This window comes from Paraburkholderia sp. BR14374, assembly GCF_040948685.1.
GTDB classification, from domain to species: Bacteria; Pseudomonadota; Gammaproteobacteria; order Burkholderiales; family Burkholderiaceae; genus Paraburkholderia; species Paraburkholderia youngii.
In genome coordinates this window covers 124,711-145,215 of the sequence record NZ_JBFPKF010000005.1, presented here as the reverse complement: position 1 = coordinate 145,215, position 20,505 = coordinate 124,711, and the positions used below count along the sequence as shown (strand labels likewise).

The following is a 20,505-nucleotide window of genomic DNA, read 5'->3' as shown; positions in this document are numbered from 1 at the left end:
CGGCGATGAATGAAGCGTCTCCATCGGCGGTGATCTTGAGGCCCGCCTCCCACCAGCAAGGGTTCGATTTCGATGTGACTATCGTCGGCGCCGGTCCGGTCGGCCTCGCGCTCGCCGGCTGGCTCGCGCGCCGCAGCGTGACGCGCGAACTGAAGATCGCGCTCGTCGACGCGCGCGAGCCGGAAGACTCGATCGCCGATCCGCGCGCGATCGCGGTCTCCCACGGCAGCCGGATGATCCTCGAGCCGCTGCGCTGGCCGGCCGACGCCACCGCGATCGAGCGCATTCACGTGTCGCAGCGCGGTCATTTCGGCCGCACGCTGATCGATCATCGCGAGCACGGCCTGCCCGCGCTCGGCTACGTGCTGCGTTACGGCTCGATCGTGCATGGCCTCGCCGACGCCGTGCACGCGACGCCGGTCCATTGGTTCCGCTCGACGTCGGCCGGTGCGCCGGTTCAGGAGCTCGACGGCGTCACGCTGCCGATCGAAACCGCGGGCGTAGCGCGCCATTTGCGCACGCGGATTCTGGTGAACGCCGAAGGCGGCCTGTTCGGCGACCAGAAGCACGCGAAAATCCCGAGCCGCGCCACGGACGAAGACGCCGGCGCACGCAGCATCGGAAAAAAGCGCGCCGGCTCGCGCGACTACGGCCAAACCGCGTTGGTCGGCACGGTCACCGTGTCCGCACCGCAGCCGCACGTCGCATGGGAGCGCTTCACTTCGCAAGGCCCGATCGCGCTGTTGCCGATGGGTGGCGTACGCGGCGCCGACTACGCGCTCGTCTGGTGCTGTGCGCCCGACGAAGCCGCGCGCCGCGCTCAGCTCTCCGACGAAGCGTTCCTGCGCGAGCTCGATGCCGCGTTCGGCGACCGCATGGGCCGCTTTACGCACATCAAGGGCCGTGCGTCGTTTCCGCTCGGTCTCAACACGGTCGACACGCTCGTGAACGGCCATATCGTCGCGATCGGCAATGCGGCGCAGACCTTGCATCCGGTGGCGGGCCAAGGCCTCAACCTGGGCCTGCGAGACGCGCACGCTCTCGCCGATGCGCTGTCGGCCGAGGGCCCGACACCGCTCGCGCTCGCCACTTTCGCGCAGCGCCGCGCGCTCGACCGGCGCCTGACGATCGGTTCGACCGACACGCTGGCGCGCCTGTTTACCATCGACTTCGCGCCGCTCGCGGTACTGCGCGGCCTCGCGCTGACCGCACTCGAATTCGTCCCGCCGGTGAAAACCGCGCTCGCCCGCCAGATGATGTTCGGCCAGCGCCGCTAAGGACGCAAAACGCCGCGCGGCTCTATGAGCCGCGCGACTTTCATAGAAGATTTAACAGGTTACGAGACCCGGTTCGCGAGTCCCGGCAACCCGTTAACGCTAAAATGTTGGTTTTCCCTCGCATTTCGCGCTGCGCCGGCCGTCACGATTGTCAAATCTGACCCGACGTCGGCGCACGCTCACGTCATGCCCACTCTCGGCCCCCACATTCTGCGCAATAACCTGTTCGTCGCCCCGATGGCCGGCGTGACCGACCGGCCGTTTCGCCAGCTGTGCAAACGGCTCGGCGCGGGCTACGCGGTGTCGGAAATGGTCGCGTCGAACGCTCAGTTGTGGAAAAGCGAAAAGACCATGCGCCGCGCGAATCACGAGGGCGAGGTCGAACCGATCGCGGTGCAGATCGCTGGCGCCGACCCGGACATGATGGCCGAGGCCGCCCGCTACAACGTCGCGAACGGTGCGCAGATCATCGACATCAACATGGGCTGCCCGGCCAAGAAGGTTTGCAACGTGGCAGCCGGCTCGGCGCTGCTGCAGAACGAACCGCTCGTGCAGCGCATTGTCGAGGCCGTCGTAAACGCGGTGGGCGTCGGGCCCGACGCGGTACCCGTCACGCTGAAAATCCGCACCGGCTGGAATCGCGAGAACAAAAACGCGCTGAACGTCGCGCGTCTCGCGCAAGCGGCGGGCATTTCGATGCTGACCGTGCACGGCCGCACGCGCGCCGACCTGTACCACGGCGACGCCGAGTACGAAACCATCGCCGCCGTGAAAGCGGCGGTCAACATTCCGGTCGTCGCGAACGGCGACATCACGTCGCCGCAAAAGGCGCGCGAGGTGTTGGCCGCGACCGGCGCGGACGCGATCATGATCGGGCGGGCCGCGCAGGGTCGTCCGTGGCTGTTCCGCGAGATCGAACATTTCCTGCAAACGGACGAGCTGCTGCCGCCGCCGCGCATCGACGAAATCCAGCAGGTGATGAACGAACATCTCGAAGATCACTACGCTTTTTACGGGGAATTTACCGGTGTCCGCACTGCGCGCAAGCACATCGGCTGGTACACTCGCGGCCTTTCCGGCGCCAACCTGTTCCGGCATCGCATGAATACGCTGGACACCACGCGCGAACAACTCCTCGCCGTCAACGAGTTCTTTGACGCGCAAAAGGCGATCTCAGACCGCCTCGTCTACGTCGACGAAGCGCCCGGCAACCCCGGGCTCGACAGCCAGGGCGAGGACAACACCGACCGACTAGCAGCATGAGCAAGAACAACATCGAACAATCTGTCCGCGACAGCCTGGATGTGTATTTCCAGGATCTCGACGGCTCCAATCCGCACGACGTCTACGACATGGTCATTTCATGCGTGGAAAAACCCTTGCTCGAAGTGGTGCTCGAGCAGGCCAACGGTAACCAGTCGCTGGCCGCCGAGTATCTCGGCATCAACCGCAATACGCTGCGCAAGAAGCTGCAACAACACGGTTTGCTGTAGCGCGTTGTAGATTCTCGCGCCCTGCCACGTTTCCCCTTCGGCTTTTCGTCTTCATCATGATCAAGCAAGCGCTCATCTCCGTTTCCGACAAGTCCGGCATCGTCGACTTCGCCAAATCGCTGTCGGACCTCGGCATCAAGATCCTGTCGACCGGCGGCACCGCGAAACTGCTCGCGGACGCGGGCCTGTCCGTCACCGAAGTCGCCGACTACACGGGCTTCCCGGAAATGCTCGACGGGCGCGTGAAAACGCTGCATCCGAAGGTGCACGGCGGCATCCTCGCACGCCGCGATCTGCCCGAACACATGGCCGCGCTCGAGAAGCACGACATTCCGACCATCGACCTGCTGGTCGTGAACCTGTACCCGTTCGTGCATACCGTGTCGAAGGAAGAGTGCTCGCTCGAAGACGCGATCGAGAACATCGACATCGGCGGCCCGACGATGCTGCGCTCGGCCGCGAAGAATCATCGTGACGTGACGGTGGTGGTCGATCCGGCCGACTACGCGGTCGTGCTCGACGAAATGCGCGCGAACGGCAACACGGTGTCGTACAAGACGAACTTCCGTCTCGCGACCAAGGTGTACGCTCACACCGCGCAGTACGACGGCGCGATCACGAACTACCTGACGAGCCTGACCGACGAGTTGCAGCACTCGTCGCGCAACGAGTACCCGGCCACCTTCAACATGGCGTTCAACAAGGTACAGGACCTGCGCTACGGCGAAAACCCGCACCAGAGCGCGGCGTTCTACCGCGACCTGACCGTGCCGGACGGCGCGCTCGCGAACTACAACCAGTTGCAGGGCAAGGAACTGTCGTACAACAACATCGCCGACTCCGACGCGGCGTGGGAATGCGTGAAGACCTTCGATGTGCCGGCCTGCGTGATCGTCAAGCACGCGAATCCGTGCGGCGTCGCGGTGGGCGCGAACGCGCACGAAGCGTACTCGAAGGCGTTCCAGACCGATCCGACCTCGGCGTTCGGCGGCATCATCGCGTTCAACCGCGAAGTCGACGAAGCGGCGGCGCAAGCCGTTGCGAAGCAGTTCGTCGAAGTGCTGATCGCGCCGTCGTTCAGCGCCGACGCGCGTCAGGTATTCGCGGCGAAGCAGAACGTGCGTCTGCTCGAAATCGCGCTGGGCGAAGGCCACAACACTTTCGATCTGAAGCGCGTCGGTGGCGGCCTGCTGGTGCAGTCGCTCGACTCCAGGAACGTGCAGCCGCGCGAGTTGCGCGTCGTCACGAAGCGTCATCCGACGCCGAAGGAAATGGACGATCTGCTGTTCGCATGGCGTGTCGCGAAGTACGTGAAGTCGAACGCGATCGTGTTCTGCGCGAACGGCATGACGCTCGGCGTCGGCGCGGGTCAGATGAGCCGCGTGGACTCGGCGCGTATCGCGAGCATCAAGGCGCAGAACGCCGGTCTGACGCTGGCCGGTTCGGCGGTCGCATCGGACGCGTTCTTCCCGTTCCGCGACGGTCTCGACGTCGTGGTCGCGGCAGGCGCGACCTGCGTGATCCAGCCGGGTGGCTCGGTGCGCGACGACGAAGTGGTCATGGCCGCCGACGAGCACAACATCGCGATGGTGCTGACGGGCGTGCGTCACTTCCGTCATTGATCGGCTGAAGTTCGGTAGCTGAAAAAAGGCCCGGCGGGTTGTCCCGCCGGGCCTTTTGTCTTGCAGCGACGCGTTCAATCGTCCGGATCTTTGCGCGCGTAACCGCCCCGCACTTGCGCATGCTGGCTGATGTACGTGCCCAAACCCTGGCCGCGCCGCGCGAGACGCTTCAGTACCGCGAGTTGCTCGGCGCCAACACTTGCCTCTGTGTACCAATACACGACACCCGGCCGAAAGCGCACTTTGATGAAATCGTCGCCGATTTCATAGGCGTCGACGCCCGAGTCGCGGCTGAGATTGCGGTAGCGCTCCATTCCCGATCGCCCTCCTCGTGCAAGGCCTTTAGCAGCTTTTATTCCGCCAGGCATGCTGTCAGCGGTCCGCCGCACGCCGCGTTCGTTGTAGTATCGCAGGCACCTGGTTTTTATCGCTTGTGCGGCACTTCATGAGAATTCTCGGCATCGACCCCGGCCTGCGCGTGACCGGCTTCGGCGTGATCGAACAACGCGGCCACACACTGCGCTACGTCGCGAGCGGCGTGATCCGCACCGCCGACGCCGATCTGCCGTCGCGGCTCGGCACCATCTTCGCAGGCATCTCGACGCTGATCCGCGAGCACGCGCCGGATCAGGCGGCGATCGAAAAAGTCTTCGTCAACGTCAATCCGCAGTCGACGCTGCTGCTCGGCCAGGCGCGCGGCGCCGCGATCTGCGGGCTCGTCGCGGGCGGCGTGCCGGTCGCCGAATACACCGCGCTGCAACTGAAGCAGTCGGTGGTCGGCTATGGCCGCGCGACCAAAGACCAGATGCAGCAGATGGTCGTGCGGCTGCTGAGCCTGTCCGGTGTGCCCGGCACAGACGCCGCCGACGCGCTCGGCATGGCCATCTGCCATGCGCACGGCGGCTCGACGCTGAGCACGCTAGGCGGCATCGCACCGGCGCTCGCGAAGAAGGGTCTGCGGGTGCGGCGCGGGCGTCTGGTCGGCTAGCGCGACGCAGATACACGATGCCGTTCGCGCCGCCGATCCGCTGCGCTACACTCGCGCATTCCCATCCGACTCTGAAAACTAATCCGCCATGATCGGTCGCATCGCCGGCGTTCTGCTGGAAAAAAACCCGCCGCATCTGCTCGTCGACTGCAACGGCGTCGGCTATGAAGTGGACGTGCCGATGAGCACGTTCTACAACCTGCCGTCGACCGGCGAGCGCATCGTGCTGCTCACCCAGATGATCGTGCGCGAAGACGCGCATCTGCTGTACGGCTTCGGCACCGCGCAGGAACGCGCGACCTTCCGCGAGCTGCTGAAGATTTCCGGCATCGGCGCGCGCATGGCGCTCGCGGTGCTGTCGGGCATGAGCGTCGCGGAGCTCGCGCAGACCGTCACGATGCAGGACGCCGCGCGCCTCACGCGTGTGCCGGGTATCGGCAAGAAGACCGCCGAGCGGCTGCTGCTCGAACTGAAGGGCAAGCTCGGCGCCGACCTCGGTGCGATGGCGGGCGCCGCGTCGCCATCCGACCACGCGTCGGACATCCTCAATGCGCTGCTCGCGCTCGGCTACTCGGAAAAAGAAGCGCTCGCGGCGATCAAGAACGTGCCGGCCGGCACGGGCGTGTCCGAGGGCATCAAGCTCGCGCTGAAGGCGCTCTCGAAGGGCTGATGCGCGATCCGTGCGCGGTACAATGAGCAGATGATCGAAACCGACAAACTCGCCGCCGAGCGCATCATCGCGGCCACGCCCGTGTCGCCGAACGAAGAAGCGTTCGAACGCGCGCTGCGCCCGCGTCAGCTCGACGAATATGTCGGGCAGGAGAAAGTCCGCGGCCAGCTCGAAATCTTCATCGAGGCCGCCAAGCGCCGTTCCGAATCGCTCGACCACGTGCTGCTGTTCGGCCCGCCGGGCCTCGGCAAGACCACGCTCGCGCACATCATCGCGCGCGAGATGGGCGTCAATCTGCGGCAAACATCGGGGCCGGTGCTCGAACGCGCCGGCGACCTCGCCGCGCTGCTCACCAATCTCGAAGCCAACGACGTGCTGTTCATCGACGAAATCCACCGGCTCTCACCGGTCGTCGAGGAAATCCTCTATCCGGCGCTCGAGGACTATCAGATCGACATCATGATCGGCGAAGGGCCCGCCGCGCGCAGCGTGAAGCTCGATCTGCAGCCGTTCACGCTGGTTGGCGCGACCACGCGCGCGGGCATGCTGACCAATCCGCTGCGTGATCGCTTCGGCATCGTCGCGCGGCTCGAGTTCTATAACGCGGAAGAGCTTGCGCGCATCGTCACACGTTCGGCATCGCTGCTCGGCGCGCAGATCCATCCGGATGGCGCGTTGGAAATTGCCCGTCGCGCGCGCGGCACGCCGCGTATCGCGAACCGCCTGCTGCGGCGCGTGCGCGACTTCGCCGAAGTGAAGGCCGACGGCAACATCACCGCGCAGGTGGCCGACGCCGCGCTCAGGATGCTCGACGTCGACGCGGTCGGCTTTGACCTGATGGACCGCAAGCTGCTCGAAGCGATCCTGTACAAGTTCGACGGCGGCCCGGTCGGTGTCGACAATCTCGCGGCCGCAATCGGCGAGGAGCGCGACACGATCGAAGACGTGCTCGAGCCGTATCTGATCCAGCAGGGCTTCCTGCAGCGCACGCCGCGCGGCCGCGTCGCCACGCTGCTCACGTATAGGCACTTCGGGCTGGCCGCGCCGGATTCGTCGAGCGCGCTGCCGGGTCTGTGGAATTCCACGAACTGAGTCACACGACGAGGCCGACCAGGATGTCCGATCAGACCGAGCAACCCGGCCCTTCCAACCGTTCACCCGTCAATCCCGCCGGCGATCCGTCCGGCAATTTCGCGGCGCGCCTCACCCACCGCCTGCGCTCGAAACTCGCCGCGGGCGTCACCCATCTGACGACCGGTAGCGGACCGGTGCTCGACTACTCGTCGCCGCCGGGCGACCCCGGCCTGTTCGGACCGAACTCCGTCTGCTGGAAAGTCCACGCCGACTTCACGTCGATGATGGCGGGCGGCATCAGCGCGCTGCTACTGCAAGCGCTGCATCCGCTCGCGCTCGCGGGCGTCTGGGACCACTCGAGTTTTCGCACCGACATCCTGGGCCGGCTGCGTCGCACGGCGACGTTCATCGCCGGCACGACGTACGGCAGCAAGAGCGATGCGCTCGCGTTGATCGAGCGTGTGAAGCGCATTCATCTGGACGTGACCGGCGTCGCACCGGACGGCCAGTCGTATCGCGCAAGTGAGCCCGCGCTGCTGACGTGGGTGCACGTCGCGGAAGTGTCGAGCTTCATGACCGCGCATCTGCGCTATGTGAATCCGGTGCTGTCCGTCACCGCGCAGGATCAGTACTTCGCGGAAACCGCGCGCATCGCGGAAATGCTCGGCGCCGTCGATATTCCGCGCTCGCGCGCCGAGATCGAGGCCTACCTGCTCGCGATGCGGCCCGCCCTCGTCGCCAGCGAGCGCACGCGCGAAGTCGTCAGGATTTTGATGAACGCGCCGGCACCGAGCTTCGCGATGCGGCCCGCCGGCACGCTGATGCTCAACGCGGGCGTCGATCTGTTGCCCGACTGGGCGCAGTCGATGCTCGATTTGAATCGCTACGCGGTGCTGCGTCGAACTCTCGCACGGCCTGGAGTGCGGGTCGTCGCGCCGGTAATCCGCTGGGCGTTGATCAATGGCGTATCGAAGCGGGCCCGGCGGCGCGCGGCGGCGGTGCGGCGGCAGGATTGATCGCGCCGCGCGAGCCGGGCCATTGTCGGCTTCGGCTTACCGCTTCGACTCCGGTCCCTTCCTGAAACCGTCATCGTCGGCGCTGCCAGCTTCGAGATGCGATACGTCCGCCCACGTCACGATCGTCGCGCGATCGTTCCCGTAATCCACGACGTTCAGGCTGGTGTTCAGCAACGGGTAATTGCGCGGTGCGTCGAGCGGCATACTGGTTGCAAAGCGGTGCACGCAGTCGAGCACGCCGCCATGCGTGACACACACGATGCGCCCACCCGGATGCGCGGCGACGAGCGGCTCGATCGCGTGCATGATGCGGTGGTAGAACACGCGGTGCGACTCGCCCCCGGGCGGCGCGAAGCCGGGATCACGGGTTTGCCACTGCGCGTATTCGTCGGGGAAACGTAGCGCGATCTCGTCGCTGTCATGGCCCTGGAACGCGCCGTACGAGCGCTCGCGCAAGTTCTCGCGCGATTGCAGCGGCAGGTCGAGCGCCTCGCCGATCGGCTGCGCGGTCTGCTGCGCGCGCTGCAGGTCGCTCGAATAGATCGCGTCGAGCCGCGCGCCCTGCTCCGCCTCGGCGGCGAGGCGCTGCGCGAGACGTTGCGCCTGCGCGATGCCGGTCGTCGCGAGCGGAATGTCGATGTGGCCTTGAATCCGCTTGATGCGGTTCCAGTCGGTCTCGCCGTGCCGGATAAACAGGATCTGCGTCGTCATGAGAGAGAGGTGCCGTTCGCGGTTGTGTCCAGCGGCTATTGTCGCAAAAAGCGGCGGCGCGGCTCGCATGCCGCGGCCGCGCGCTCGTACCGTTTGCGCTCTTTTACGCGTTGGTCTGCAACCAGAACGTGACCGGCCCGTCGTTGACGAGCGACACCTGCATCTCCGCGCCGAACTCACCGGTCTCGACGATCGGATGCTTCGAACGCGCCGCCGCGACGAAGTAGTCGAACAGGCGCTTGCCCTCGTCGGGTGGCGCGGCCGGCGTGAAGCTCGGGCGCAGGCCGCTGTTGGTATCTGCCGCGAGCGTGAACTGCGACACCAGCAGCAGGCCGCCCGCGCGCCCTGCGCCGTCGAGATTTTGCACCGAGAGGTTCATCTTGCCGGCCGCGTCGCTGAACACGCGGTAGCCGAGCACCTTGGCGAGCAGCTTGTCGGCCACGGCCTCGGTGTCGCCGCGCTCTGCGCAGACGAGCGCGAGCAGGCCGGCGTCGATCGCGCCGGTTACCCGATCGGCGACGCGCACTTCGGCGCGCCGCACACGTTGGATCAGCGCGATCACGCCGTCAGCGTCACGCGTGCGAAGCGGCGCTTGCCGACCTGCACGACGTACTCGCCCGCTTCGACCTTCAGGCCTTTGTCGGACACCGCGGTGCCATCGATCTTCACGCCGCCCTGCTCGATGTTGCGCAGTGCCTCGCTCGTCGACGGCACGAGGTTCGCCTGCTTCAGCAGTTGGCCGATCGCCAGCGGTGCGCCTGCGAGCGTCACGGCCGGAATATCGTCGGGCACGCCGCCCTTCGCGCGATGATTGAAGTCCTCGAGCGCGCGCTCGGCATCCGCCTGCGAGTGGAAACGCGCGACGATTTCCTGGCCGAGCATCACTTTGAAGTCGCGCGGATTACGGCCCGCCTCGGCTTCGCGCTTGAAGCCGGCGATTTCGTCCATCGGACGGAACGACAGCAACTCGAAGTAACGCCACATCAGCGTGTCGGAGATGCTCATCAGCTTGCCGAACATGTCGGTCGGCTTTTCGCTGATGCCGATGTAGTTGTTCTTCGACTTCGACATCTTCTCGACGCCGTCGAGCCCTTCGAGCAGCGGCATCGTCAGGATGCACTGCTGCTCCTGGCCGTACTGCTTCTGCAGCTCGCGACCGACCAGCAGGTTGAACTTCTGGTCCGTGCCGCCGAGTTCGAGGTCCGCGTTCAGCGCGACCGAGTCGTAGCCCTGCATCAGCGGGTACAGGAATTCGTGGATCGAGATCGGCACGCCGCCCTGGAAACGCTTCGTGAAGTCCTCGCGCTCGAGAATGCGCGCGACCGTGTAGCGCGACGCGAGCTTGATCATGCCGTCGGCGCCGAGCGGCATCGACCATTCGCTGTTGTAGCGGATCTCGGTCTTGTCGCGATCGAGCACGAGGGCGGCCTGCTCGAAATAGGTTTTCGCGTTCGATTCGATCTGCTCGCGCGTGAGCGGCGGCCGGGTCGCGTTGCGTCCGGACGGGTCGCCGATCAGCGACGTGAAATCGCCGATCAGGAAAATCACCGTGTGGCCGAGGTCCTGCAGCTGGCGCATCTTGTTCAGCACGACCGTGTGGCCGATGTGGATGTCGGGTGCAGTTGGATCGAGCCCGAGCTTGATGCGCAGCGGCTTGGCCGTCGCCGCGCTGCGCGCGAGCTTTTGCGCGAATTCGTCTTCGATCAGCAGTTCGTCGACGCCGCGCTTGGTCACGGCGAGCGCGTGACGGACTTCGTCGGTGATCGGGAAGGCGGAAGCGGGATTGGGCTGGGTGGACTCGGTGCTCATGCTGGAAACGTGAAGTCGCGAAAAAACAGGATTGTCCCATAGATGCGCGCCGCCGCGCCCACTGACACGCCCTGCGCGGCTTCGCGACGGCGATTTCGTTGCCGCTCGCGTCACCTACCGCGTTTGCGCCGATAATCTGCTACAACGAATCGCAATGAACATCGACAGGAGCAGCGACGTGGCGCAAGATCCCGCAGACGGCATCTATTTCGGACTGATGTCGGGAACCAGCATGGACGGTGTGGACGGCGTCGCCGTCCGGTTTGCCACGGGGAAACCGCCCGAAGTGCTGGCCGAGGCGTTCGTCGGCTTTTCGGCCGGCATCCGCGAGGCGCTGTTCGCGCTGCAACAGCCGGGGGACAACGAGATCGAGCGCGAAGCTCTCGCCGCCAACGCGCTAGCGACGCGCTACACGGTGTGCTGCCACGATCTGCTGCGCGATAGCCGCGTCTCGGCCGACGAGGTCCGTGCCATTGGCGTGCATGGGCAGACCGTGCGGCATCGGCCGGAAAAGGGCTATACGCGGCAGATCAACAACCCGGCGCTGCTCGCGGAGATGTTGCATATCGACGTGGTCGCCGATTTCCGCAGCCGCGACGTCGCGGCGGGCGGCCAGGGCGCGCCGCTCGTGCCCGCTTTTCACGCGACGATCTTCGGGGCGAAGAACGAAACGCGTGTCGTCTGCAATCTTGGCGGCATCAGCAACGTCACGATCCTGAACGCGACCGGCGGGGTGCGCGGCTTCGACTGCGGCCCGGCGAACGCGCTGCTCGACGCTTGGACCGAGCGCCATCTTGGCAAGCCATTCGACGAAAACGGTCATTTCGCCGCGAGCGGCCAGATCGATCGCAAGCTGCTGAACGCGCTGCTCGACGAGCCGTTCTTCGCCGAACAGCCGCCCAAGAGCACCGGCCGCGATCTGTTCAACGCCGCATGGCTCGATGCGAAACTCGAGCCGTTCGCCGCGCTCGCACCGGCCGACGTACAGGCGACGCTCGTCGCGCTGACCGCGGTGACGGTTGCGCGCGAGATCGAGCGGCATGCATCCGACGCGCGGGCCGTGTACGTGTGTGGCGGCGGCGCGCGCAATCCGGAGATCATGAAGGCGTTGCAGCAGGCGCTCGAAGACAGCGGCGTAAGCGGCGTGCCCGTGTTGACGACCGACGCGCTGGGCGTGCCGCCGAGCCAGGTCGAACCGCTCGCGTTCGCATGGCTCGCGATGCGCTGCATCGCGCGTCTGCCGGGCAGTTTGCCAAGCGTGACGGGGGCGTCCGCGGAGCGGGTCCTGGGGGCGATTTATCCGCGCTGATGAGAGGTAAAGGCGAAGAAACCGACGCCTTTTACCTTCGTGCGCTGCTTCCGCGGCGCGGAAGCAAAAGAAAAAACGGGGCCGAGGCCCCGTTTTCGCTGTGGTTTAATGAGCCTTACCGCTCAGACCGAAAACGACGAACCGCAACCGCAGGTCGTGGTCGCGTTCGGGTTCTTGATGACAAACTGCGCGCCGTTGATGTCATCCTTGTAGTCGATCTCTGCGCCGACCAGGTACTGGTAGCTCATCGAGTCGATCAGAAGCTGCACGCCGCTCTTGTTCATCACGGTGTCGTCTTCGTTGATCGCTTCGTCAAACGTGAAGCCGTACTGGAAGCCCGAGCAGCCGCCGCCCTGCACGAACACGCGCAGTTTGAGCTCCGGGTTGCCTTCCTCATCGATCAGTTGCTTGACCTTGTCCGCCGCTGCGTCGGTGAAGACGAAGGGGGCCGGCATCTCGGTCACGGGGGTGTCGGTGACTGCGTTCATTCGAACTCTCCAAAAAGCTTTAGCCGATATTGTAGGGCTGTTCCGGATATCGTGCTGATGCCCACAAAATCAATGGGTTCTTGTTGCAAGGTCGATGCAAGGCGAGCCGTTGCCGCTGAGCGAACGAGACCAGCCCGCGAACGCCAGCGAAGCATAAAAAAAGCCGCCTTCGCTCGTGGCGTTGGCGGCTTTTGCTGCAAACCGGCGTGAAGCCCGGATTGCGCCCGAAACGATTAACGCTTCGAGAACTGCTTGCGGCGACGTGCCTTGTGGAAGCCGACCTTCTTACGTTCGACTTCACGAGCGTCACGCGTAACGAAGCCAGCGTTCGACAGTTGCGGCTTCAGCGTTGCGTCATAGTCCATCAGAGCGCGGGTGATGCCGTGGCGAACCGCACCGGCTTGACCCGTTTCACCGCCACCGGTCACGTTGACCTTGATGTCGAACGTGGTGCCGTGGTTCGTGAGTTCCAGCGGCTGACGCACGATCATCAGCGACGTTTCGCGCGAGAAGTAGTCGGCGATGGGCTTGCCGTTCACAACGATGTCGCCCTTGCCTGCCTTGATGAACACGCGAGCGACGGCGCTCTTGCGGCGGCCCGTGCCGTAATTCCAGTTACCGATCATGTGGGCTCCCCTTAGATCTCGAGCGCCTTCGGCTGTTGTGCCGAATGCGGATGCGTTGCGTCAGCGTAGACCTTCAGCTTCTTGATCATCGCGTAGCCGAGCGGGCCCTTCGGCAGCATGCCCTTGACCGCCTTCTCGAGCGCGCGGCCCGGGAAGCGTTCCTGCATCTTGCCGAACGTCGTTTCATAGATACCGCCCGGGTAGCCCGAGTGACGGTAGTACTTCTTGTCGGTAACCTTGTTGCCCGTGACCTTCAGCTTGCCAGCGTTGATAACGATGATGAAATCACCGGTGTCGACGTGGGGAGTGAATTCAGGCTTGTGCTTGCCGCGAAGACGGTGTGCCACTTCGCTGGCGACACGCCCGAGAACCTTATCCGTCGCGTCAATCACGTACCATTCGCGCGTCACCTCATGGGCTTTTGCGGAAAACGTCTTCATGATCGATCCAAAAAAATTGCTGCGCCCAATGTGTTCTTTCCTGCTTGTAATGTGCGCATCGAGGCGCGTGCAGGCTCTCCCTGGTTCTTCTTCCGCGGGCGCGGATGCGGAAAAGCCCTGAATTATAAAGGAATTTGTACTCGCAAGTCAAAACGTGCGATGCGCTCTCCATGAGCGGTCCGAAATCGGGGCAAAACGGCGCACAACGCCAGGCGAAAAAAAACCCGAACAAGTGGTTCGGGTTTAATCCACCAAAGGAGGAGGTGGAGGAGACAGCGGAGGTTGCAGAACTGCTGCAACGATGGGTGGATTATAAGAGTCGCCCTTGTGCAACGCAAGAATATTTGCATTGCGAAATGAGTTTTCATAATGCGGCAGACTCGATGTACGACTAAGATTTGGCAAAACTCCTTTTGGATCAAGCACTAAGGGCGAAATAATTCCAACAGCATTAGATATCCTCTAGACTAAAACCCCTAAATCGGGTGCGGGACTAGGAAATCGCCGGTCCATTCCGCGCTGCAGCAGAAAGCAATCACTGTGCATGGACACCGGCTGCGGTTGGCCTGAGCTAATTGTCAGACACCGGGCTACAATGCCGTCTCGACAAAGCGATGCGCGGTGGGAGTGACAGCATGGAATGCAAAGTAAGCTGGATGGGACAAGACGGGATGGCGTTCGCGGCCGAGACGGGCAGCGGTCATCTGGTCGCGATGGACGGCGCACCCGAGGGTGGCGGACGCAACCTCGCGCCGCGTCCGATGGAAATGGTGCTGCTCGGCACCGGCGGCTGCACCGCCTACGACGTCGTGATGATCCTGAAGAAGAGCCGCCAGGAAATCGCCGGCTGCTCGGTGACGCTGAAGGCCGAGCGCGCAAGCGAAGATCCGAAAGTGTTCACGAAGATCCACTTCCACTTCACGGTGACGGGCAAGAATCTGAATCCGGCGACCGTCGAGCGCGCAATCAATCTGTCGCACGACAAATATTGTTCGGCGTCGATCATGATCGCGAAGACCGCCGAGCTCACGCATTCGTTCGACATCGTCGCGCTCTGAGCGCGATAGTGATAGCGGCCACGGCCGCCATCCGCGACCCCAAATGAGAAAGCCGGCGTCCCAACGGACGCCGGCTTTTTTTTTCAGCGGCAAAGCAGGCCGATAAGCCGGATTCTGTGCACACGCCGCGTCCGGAGACGCGACGCGCGTGGCAGCCATTCCTCTAGGCGCGCCATTACTGACGCGCTCAAGCTTCCTACCCGCAGACGAGACGGGGGCCCCGTCCTGCATCGCGAAGATGCGCGCCTGCCTACTTGGAATTGCTCCGGGTGGAGGTTACCGTGCCGGTCTGCCTTGCGACAGCCGCGGTGCGCTCTTACCGCACCGTTTCACCCTTACCTGATCCCGGCTTGCGCCGGGCCATCGGCGGTTTGCTTTCTGTTGCCCTGTTCCGCGTGTCGCCACGGATGGCCGTTAGCCATCACCCTGCCCTGTGGAGTCCGGACTTTCCTCGCCCTCGTTGGCCGAAGCCGTCGAGGCCGCGACTGCCTGGCCTGCTTTGCTGGCGCGGATTTTAACACCGAACGCAAAAGCGCCTAGCGCTTGCGCCGCCCCGCTCGGAACACGGTCGTGTCGTCGTAGAACGCGGGTGATTCGTTCTCGGGCCACCAGCCCGGAATGCCGAGCACCGGCAGCGGTGCGAACAGGCGGCTCGTCAAAGCGTCGGTGCCGAGCACCGCCGTGCTGACCACTTCATCGAGCCATGCGTCGCGCGCCGGGGTGTCCCAATCGAAATATTCGGCCGGAACGTCGACGATCCACGCATGGCCGGTGCAGCCCTTGAATGGCGCGATCAGCTTTTCCAGCAGCGCATGACCGAAGCAACGTACTTCGCAGGCGCGCCCCCATGCATCGCGCCGTGCGACGAACAGCGTTTGCCAGTCGAAACCACGTAGCGCGGCGCTCAGCGCAGGATCGGCGCAAGCGAACAGCAGCGCATTTTCGTCGAACAGCGTCAGCATGTCGCGCACGCCGCCACGCGTCGGGCCGACGCCGAACACGTCGAGTTCCGCCGACTGGCGCGCGTTCAACGCCGCCTTGATGCGCGGAAAGGCGAACCACATCGAACCGTTGAAGAAGTCGTGCAGATTGTGGCGCGTCGGCACGCAGCCAGTCGACGCGATATGCCCCTCGTACGCGGCGCCTGGTGGCAGATCGTCCTGCGCGATAAACGTGAGACGCTGGCCGCGGCCGGTGCTCTGTTGCACCTGGGCCGCGTCGGCATTCATCGCGGCGAGCAGGTCAGCGTAGCCGGTCAGCGCGGCTTGCTGCCAACGCTGACCGCGTGCGGCGAATTGCGCGAACCACGGCGCCGACCAGTCGATTGCGGCGAAGCCTACTGGCACAGGCTCGGGTGCCATGCCGCGCGCAGCTTTGGCCGCGGCTTCATGCGCTAGCGCGAAGCCCGCGTTCACCGCCACATCAATATTGGCAGTGCGCTGCCCCGCCTCACGCTCGGGCATCTGCCGTAGCCTCAAACGAGACGCCAGCCAATCGATTCGCCGCCGCGCAGCGGCACGACCGGCGTATCACCAGCCGGCAGCTCGGCCGGCAGCGTCCATTCCTCACGACGCAGCGTGATCTTCTCCGTATTGCGCGGAAGACGGTAGAAGTCCGGCCCGTGAAAGCTCGCGAAGCCTTCGAGCTTGTCGAGCGCGCCGGCCTTGTCGAATGCCTCGGTGTAGAGCTCGAGCGCGTGCAGCGCGGTGTAGCAGCCCGCGCAGCCGCACGCGTGCTCCTTCAGTCCCTTCGGATGCGGCGCGCTGTCGGTGCCGAGGAAGAAACGCGGATCGCCCGAGGTCGCGGCCTCGACCAGCGCGACGCGATGCGTCTCGCGCTTGAGCACCGGCAGGCAGTAGTAATGCGGACGGATGCCGCCCTGGAAAATCGCATTGCGGTTGTACAGCAGATGGTGCGCGGTAATCGTAGCTCCTAGCAGTTCCGGCGCGACGCCCGCCTCGCGGACGTAGTCTGCCGCGTCCTTCGTCGTGATGTGCTCGAATACGACCTTCAGCGCCGGAAACGCCCGGCGCAGCGGCATCATCACACGATCGATGAAGACCTTCTCGCGGTCGAACAGATCGATGTCCGAATCCGTCACCTCGCCGTGCACGAGCAGCGGCATGCCGACTTCCTGCATCACTTCCAGCGTATTCGCGCACTTCATCAGATCGGTGACGCCCGCATCCGAGTTCGTCGTCGCGCCCGCCGGATAGAGCTTCACGCCGTGCACGAAGCCGCTCTCGCGCGCGCGGCGGATTTCGTCGGGCGGCGTGTTGTCGGTCAGGTACAGCGTCATCAGCGGCTCGAATTTCGCGCCCTCGGGAATCGCGGCGATGATGCGCTCGCGATACGCCCTCGCCATCCCGGTCGTCGTGACCGGCGGCTTCAGGTTCGGCATGATGATCGCGCGGCCGAACTGGCGCGCGGTGTCAGGCAGCACGGCCGCGAGCATCGCGCCGTCGCGCACGTGCAGGTGCCAGTCGTCCGGGCGGACCAGCGTGACGGAATCGGGGGAAACGTTGGAAGCAGTCATGACAGGAATACGAGACTTCGCGCGCCTCGCTGATCGACCGGTCAAACCGCGTTGTAGCGGCCCAAACACGTGTCAATTTTGCTATTTGGCGTCTCCGGCTCGGTGATATGCTTGGAAAATCATCATTGTAACGGCTCGCTCCGTTCACAGGCTCACCTGCAACATGTGCCAACTTCTCGGAATGAACTGCGCCGCGCCGACGGACGTCACGTTTTCCTTTACCGGCTTTGCGGCGCGCGGCGGCGTCACCGATCACCACGCCGACGGCTGGGGCATCGCCTTCTTTGAAGACAAGGCGTGCCGCCTGTTCATCGATCATCAATCGTCGGCCACCTCGCCGATCGCCGAGATGGTCAAGCGCTACCCGATCAAATCGAAAAACACGATCGCGCACATCCGCAAGGCGACGCAAGGGCACATCCTGCTCGAAAACTGCCACCCATTCATGCGCGAACTGTGGGGACGTCACTGGATCTTCGCGCATAACGGCGATCTGCAGGGGTACGCGCCGGAGTTGAACGGCGTATATCAGCCGGTCGGCACGACCGACAGCGAACTCTCGTTCTGCGCGTTGCTGCAAGGTTTGCGCAAGGCTTTTCCGGGCGCGCAGCAGCCGCCGCTTGACGAGCTGTTCGGCGCGCTCGAGGCGCTCACGCGTGAAATCACGCAATACGGCGTGTTCAATTTCCTGATGTCGAACGGCCAGGCGCTGTTTGCGCATTGCTCGACGCATCTGCATTACCTCGTGCGTCACTGGCCGTTTTCGACCGCGCATCTGGTCGACGCGGACGTATCGATCGACTTTGCCAAATACACGACGCCCGAAGACCGCGTCGCAGTCATCGCGACCAAGCCGCTGACCGACAACGAAGTGTGGACCGCGTTCAAGCCCGGCGATCTGCTGATGTTCCGGCATGGCGAAGTGATCGGCCAGGCCAATATCCCGGTGCCGGACTCGGTGCTCGAAAAGCTGCGCAATCCGGCCCTCGATGCATCCGCATCGGCGACGACGATCGCGGCATCGAACGGCGCGCAGCCGGTGGGCACGCGCGGAACCACGCTTTCGCCCGACAGCGAAACCGATCTCGAAGCCGCGGATGATGCGGCGGCGTTCGAGTCATGAACCGCTGATGTCGCCCTCAGCCAGGCAACAAAAAGCCGCTCCACAGAGCGGCTTTTTCTGATCCCACACAAGTCTCGGCAACGAGGCCCGCGCAGCGAACCTCAGTGCAGGATCTTCGCGAGAAAGTCCTTCGCGCGATCCGACTTCGGATTCGCGAAAAAGTCTTCCTTGCGGTCGTCTTCGACGATCAAGCCCTTGTCCATGAAAATCACGCGATGCGCGACCTTCTTCGCAAAGCCCATTTCGTGCGTCACGCACATCATGGTCATGCCTTCCTGCGCGAGTTCGACCATCACGTCGAGCACTTCGTTGATCATCTCCGGGTCGAGCGCCGAAGTCGGCTCGTCGAACAGCATCGCGATAGGGTCCATGGACAGCGCTCGCGCAATCGCCACACGCTGCTGCTGACCACCGGACAGCTGCCCCGGATACTTGTCCGCATGCGCGCGCAGACCGACGCGATCGAGCAGCTTGAGGCCCTTCGCGGTCGCCTCGTCGTTCGAGCGGCCGAGCACCTTGACCTGCGCGAGCGTCAGGTTCTGCACGATAGACAGATGCGGGAACAGCTCGAAGTGCTGGAACACCATGCCGACCTTCGAGCGCAGCTTCGACAGATTGGTTTTCTTGTCGGTCAGCGACTGACCGTTGATGACGATCTCGCCCTTCTGGAACGGCTCGAGGCCGTTGACGGTCTTGATCAGCGTGGACTTGCCCGAGCCGGACGGCCCGCACACCACGACCACTTCGCCCTTTTTGACTTCCGTCGTGCAGTCGGTCAGCACCTGGAAATGGCCGTACCACTTCGAAACATTCTTGATAGAGATCATCTTGCGACCTTTTTCTGAAGACCTTTGACGAGGCTCGACGCGATCACGCAGATCACGAAATAAACCGCACCCGCGAACAGTACCATCTCGACATTCGTGCCGTCACGATCGCCAATATTCGTGGCCGTGCGGAAGAAGTCGGCAAGGCTGATCACGTACACGAGCGATGTATCCTGAAACAGCACGATCCCTTGCGTGAGCAGCAGCGGCACCATCGCGCGAAACGCCTGCGGCAGCACGATCAGACGCATTGCCTGCCCATAGGTCATGCCGAGCGCGAACGCCGCGTTGACCTGTCCGCGCGGCACCGCCTGAATGCCGGCGCGGATGATCTCCGAATAGTACGCAGCCTCGAACAGCGAGAACGCGACCATCGCCGAGGCGAGCCGGATGTCGATGTCGGCCGACAGACCGAGCACGCTTTGCAGCACCTGCGGCACGATCAGGAAGAACCACAGCAGCACCATCACGAGCGGGATCGAACGGAACAGCGTCACGTAGCCCTGCGCGAACCATGCGAGCGGTTTGATCGACGACAGTCGAAACATCGCGAGAATGGTGCCCCAGATGATGCCGAACACGATCGCGACGAGCGTGATCTTGAACGTGATGATCGCGCCGGTCCACAGCGTAGGCAATGCACCCGGAATACCGCTCCAGTCGAAATGATGCATCACTTGCCTCCGATATAGCCGGGCAGCCGGGACTTCGCTTCGACCCAGCGCATCAGTAGCATCACGATCACGTTGATCAGCATGTATGCGACCGTGACCGCGATGAACGATTCATAAGTTTGCGACGTGTAGTCGACCAGCTGACGCGCCTGCGCGGACAGATCGAGCAGACCGATCGTCGAGGCAACCGCTGAGTTCTTGAAGATGTTCAGAAACTCGGAGGTGAGCGGCGGCACGATGATCCGGTACGCTACCGGCAGCAGCACGTAGCGATACGTCTGCCATTGCGTGAAGCCCACCGCGAGACCGGCCGCGCGCTGGCCGCGCGGCAACGCGTTGATGCCCGAGCGCACCTGCTCGCACACCCGCGCGGCGGTGAAGAGGCCCAGACACACGATCGACGCCGAAAAGAACTGCGCGCTCGGCGGCAATTGCTTGAACCAGGTGCCGATCGAAACGGGCAGCAGCTCCGGTATCACCAGATACCAGATGAAGAACTGCACGATCAGCGGAATGTTACGGAAAATCGCGACGTAGACGGTGCCGACGCCCGACGCCCATTTGTTCGGCACCGTGCGCAGCACACCGAACAGCGAGCCGACGATCAGCGCGATCACCCATGCCGACAGCGACACGGTGACCGTCACCCACAGCCCCGAGAGCAGCCAGCCCAGGTAGGTGGTCGGCTCGCCCGTGGAGACGGGGCTCAGCAGAATGCCCCAGTTCCAGTGATATGACATGACCAAGACTCCGGCAAAAAGAAA

The 20,505-nt window shown here is 64.0% G+C and carries 24 protein-coding genes and 1 other RNA gene; 12 read left to right on the top strand and 13 right to left on the bottom strand.

Annotated features, from left to right (window positions below):
• Nucleotides 1–5 precede the first annotated feature (5 nt).
• The 4 genes from AB3X86_RS13805 to purH all read left to right on the top strand — a co-directional run bounded on the left by AB3X86_RS13805 (nucleotide 6) and on the right by purH (nucleotide 4,392).
• A complete protein-coding gene (locus tag AB3X86_RS13805) occupies nucleotides 6–1,277 on the top strand; it encodes a UbiH/UbiF/VisC/COQ6 family ubiquinone biosynthesis hydroxylase (RefSeq protein ID WP_368596406.1) in 1,272 nt (423 codons plus the stop codon).
• A gap of 186 nt (nucleotides 1,278–1,463) precedes the next feature.
• Nucleotides 1,464–2,540, top strand: a complete 1,077-nt coding sequence (dusB, locus tag AB3X86_RS13800) for a tRNA dihydrouridine synthase DusB (RefSeq protein WP_176380885.1) — start codon at nucleotides 1,464–1,466, stop codon at nucleotides 2,538–2,540.
• Entirely contained in the window at nucleotides 2,537–2,770 is a 234-nt protein-coding gene (locus tag AB3X86_RS13795) for a Fis family transcriptional regulator (RefSeq protein WP_013090496.1), read from the top strand. The genes dusB and AB3X86_RS13795 overlap by 4 nt, the downstream gene beginning before the upstream one ends.
• Before the next feature lie 56 nt (nucleotides 2,771–2,826).
• Entirely contained in the window at nucleotides 2,827–4,392 is a 1,566-nt protein-coding gene (gene purH / locus AB3X86_RS13790) for a bifunctional phosphoribosylaminoimidazolecarboxamide formyltransferase/IMP cyclohydrolase (protein ID WP_368596405.1), read from the top strand.
• A 74-nt stretch (nucleotides 4,393–4,466) separates the two neighbouring features.
• On the opposite strand, the gene AB3X86_RS13785 is transcribed toward purH, so the two are convergent.
• Entirely contained in the window at nucleotides 4,467–4,706 is a 240-nt protein-coding gene (locus tag AB3X86_RS13785; protein WP_368596404.1) for a hypothetical protein, read from the bottom strand.
• A gap of 131 nt (nucleotides 4,707–4,837) precedes the next feature.
• Between AB3X86_RS13785 and ruvC the strand changes: the two genes are divergently transcribed.
• The 4 genes from ruvC to AB3X86_RS13765 all read left to right on the top strand — a co-directional run bounded on the left by ruvC (nucleotide 4,838) and on the right by AB3X86_RS13765 (nucleotide 8,140).
• A complete protein-coding gene (gene ruvC / locus AB3X86_RS13780) occupies nucleotides 4,838–5,380 on the top strand; it encodes a crossover junction endodeoxyribonuclease RuvC (RefSeq protein ID WP_368596403.1) in 543 nt (180 codons plus the stop codon).
• A gap of 88 nt (nucleotides 5,381–5,468) precedes the next feature.
• Nucleotides 5,469–6,050, top strand: coding sequence for a Holliday junction branch migration protein RuvA (gene ruvA / locus AB3X86_RS13775; protein WP_018421776.1), 582 nt, complete (start codon nucleotides 5,469–5,471; stop codon nucleotides 6,048–6,050).
• Between the two features lie 30 nt (nucleotides 6,051–6,080).
• Complete coding sequence (gene ruvB, locus AB3X86_RS13770) at nucleotides 6,081–7,142, top strand: Holliday junction branch migration DNA helicase RuvB (RefSeq protein ID WP_368596402.1); 1,062 nt, start codon at nucleotides 6,081–6,083, stop codon at nucleotides 7,140–7,142.
• 23 nt (nucleotides 7,143–7,165) lie between these two features.
• Entirely contained in the window at nucleotides 7,166–8,140 is a 975-nt protein-coding gene (locus AB3X86_RS13765) for an oxygenase MpaB family protein (RefSeq protein ID WP_368596401.1), read from the top strand.
• Between the two features lie 36 nt (nucleotides 8,141–8,176).
• Here the strand turns inward: AB3X86_RS13765 and AB3X86_RS13760 are convergent, their stop codons facing one another.
• The 3 genes from AB3X86_RS13760 to tyrS form a co-directional block, all read right to left on the bottom strand.
• Nucleotides 8,177–8,851 carry a histidine phosphatase family protein gene (locus AB3X86_RS13760; protein ID WP_368596400.1) on the bottom strand — a complete coding sequence of 225 codons (675 nt, stop codon included), beginning with the start codon at nucleotides 8,849–8,851 and terminating at the stop codon, nucleotides 8,177–8,179.
• 103 nt (nucleotides 8,852–8,954) lie between these two features.
• Nucleotides 8,955–9,413: a D-aminoacyl-tRNA deacylase gene (dtd, locus tag AB3X86_RS13755; RefSeq protein WP_368596399.1), complete on the bottom strand. Its 459-nt coding sequence runs from the start codon at nucleotides 9,411–9,413 to the stop codon at nucleotides 8,955–8,957.
• The gene (gene tyrS / locus AB3X86_RS13750) at nucleotides 9,410–10,660 is read right to left on the bottom strand and encodes a tyrosine--tRNA ligase (protein WP_176121817.1); all 1,251 of its coding nucleotides are present in this window, start codon (nucleotides 10,658–10,660) and stop codon (nucleotides 9,410–9,412) included. The genes dtd and tyrS overlap by 4 nt, the downstream gene beginning before the upstream one ends.
• A gap of 178 nt (nucleotides 10,661–10,838) precedes the next feature.
• On the opposite strand from tyrS, the gene AB3X86_RS13745 reads away from it, so the two are divergent.
• Entirely contained in the window at nucleotides 10,839–11,969 is a 1,131-nt protein-coding gene (locus tag AB3X86_RS13745; protein WP_368596671.1) for an anhydro-N-acetylmuramic acid kinase, read from the top strand.
• Between the two features lie 122 nt (nucleotides 11,970–12,091).
• Here AB3X86_RS13745 and erpA read toward each other — a convergent pair whose 3' ends face one another.
• The 3 genes from erpA to rplM all read right to left on the bottom strand — a co-directional run bounded on the left by erpA (nucleotide 12,092) and on the right by rplM (nucleotide 13,523).
• Nucleotides 12,092–12,457 carry an iron-sulfur cluster insertion protein ErpA gene (erpA, locus tag AB3X86_RS13740; protein ID WP_013090506.1) on the bottom strand — a complete coding sequence of 122 codons (366 nt, stop codon included), beginning with the start codon at nucleotides 12,455–12,457 and terminating at the stop codon, nucleotides 12,092–12,094.
• A gap of 233 nt (nucleotides 12,458–12,690) precedes the next feature.
• On the bottom strand, nucleotides 12,691–13,083 hold the full coding sequence (gene rpsI / locus AB3X86_RS13735) for a 30S ribosomal protein S9 (protein WP_013090507.1): 393 nt from the start codon (nucleotides 13,081–13,083) through the stop codon (nucleotides 12,691–12,693).
• 11 nt (nucleotides 13,084–13,094) lie between these two features.
• On the bottom strand, nucleotides 13,095–13,523 hold the full coding sequence (gene rplM, locus AB3X86_RS13730; protein WP_013090508.1) for a 50S ribosomal protein L13: 429 nt from the start codon (nucleotides 13,521–13,523) through the stop codon (nucleotides 13,095–13,097).
• Between the two features lie 170 nt (nucleotides 13,524–13,693).
• Between rplM and AB3X86_RS13725 the strand changes: the two genes are divergently transcribed.
• Together AB3X86_RS13725 and AB3X86_RS13720 are read left to right on the top strand one after the other, a co-directional pair.
• Complete coding sequence (locus AB3X86_RS13725; RefSeq protein WP_368596398.1) at nucleotides 13,694–13,918, top strand: hypothetical protein; 225 nt, start codon at nucleotides 13,694–13,696, stop codon at nucleotides 13,916–13,918.
• A gap of 240 nt (nucleotides 13,919–14,158) precedes the next feature.
• Nucleotides 14,159–14,581 (top strand): OsmC family protein, encoded by a 423-nt coding sequence (locus AB3X86_RS13720; RefSeq protein WP_026226035.1) that lies wholly within the window; start codon nucleotides 14,159–14,161, stop codon nucleotides 14,579–14,581.
• 87 nt (nucleotides 14,582–14,668) lie between these two features.
• Here AB3X86_RS13720 and rnpB read toward each other — a convergent pair.
• From rnpB to pyrC, 3 genes are all read right to left on the bottom strand, one after another.
• An RNA gene (rnpB, locus tag AB3X86_RS13715) (RNase P RNA component class A) lies at nucleotides 14,669–15,082 on the bottom strand.
• A gap of 35 nt (nucleotides 15,083–15,117) precedes the next feature.
• On the bottom strand, nucleotides 15,118–16,044 hold the full coding sequence (locus tag AB3X86_RS13710; protein WP_368596397.1) for a DUF3025 domain-containing protein: 927 nt from the start codon (nucleotides 16,042–16,044) through the stop codon (nucleotides 15,118–15,120).
• 11 nt (nucleotides 16,045–16,055) lie between these two features.
• The gene (pyrC, locus tag AB3X86_RS13705) at nucleotides 16,056–17,117 is read right to left on the bottom strand and encodes a dihydroorotase (RefSeq protein WP_176105079.1); all 1,062 of its coding nucleotides are present in this window, start codon (nucleotides 17,115–17,117) and stop codon (nucleotides 16,056–16,058) included.
• Nucleotides 17,118–17,280: 163 nt separating this feature from the next.
• Between pyrC and AB3X86_RS13700 the strand changes: the two genes are divergently transcribed.
• A complete protein-coding gene (locus AB3X86_RS13700; protein ID WP_176121821.1) occupies nucleotides 17,281–18,240 on the top strand; it encodes a class II glutamine amidotransferase in 960 nt (319 codons plus the stop codon).
• Between the two features lie 101 nt (nucleotides 18,241–18,341).
• Here AB3X86_RS13700 and AB3X86_RS13695 read toward each other — a convergent pair whose 3' ends face one another.
• From AB3X86_RS13695 to AB3X86_RS13685, 3 genes are read right to left on the bottom strand one after another with little or no spacing between them, the layout of a single operon-like run.
• Entirely contained in the window at nucleotides 18,342–19,067 is a 726-nt protein-coding gene (locus tag AB3X86_RS13695; RefSeq protein WP_176105077.1) for an amino acid ABC transporter ATP-binding protein, read from the bottom strand.
• Nucleotides 19,064–19,741: a glutamate/aspartate ABC transporter permease GltK gene (gltK, locus tag AB3X86_RS13690; RefSeq protein ID WP_368596396.1), complete on the bottom strand. Its 678-nt coding sequence runs from the start codon at nucleotides 19,739–19,741 to the stop codon at nucleotides 19,064–19,066. Before gltK ends, AB3X86_RS13695 begins: the two co-directional genes overlap by 4 nt.
• Complete coding sequence (locus AB3X86_RS13685) at nucleotides 19,741–20,481, bottom strand: amino acid ABC transporter permease (RefSeq protein ID WP_176105075.1); 741 nt, start codon at nucleotides 20,479–20,481, stop codon at nucleotides 19,741–19,743. Before AB3X86_RS13685 ends, gltK begins: the two co-directional genes overlap by 1 nt.
• Nucleotides 20,482–20,505 lie beyond the last annotated feature (24 nt).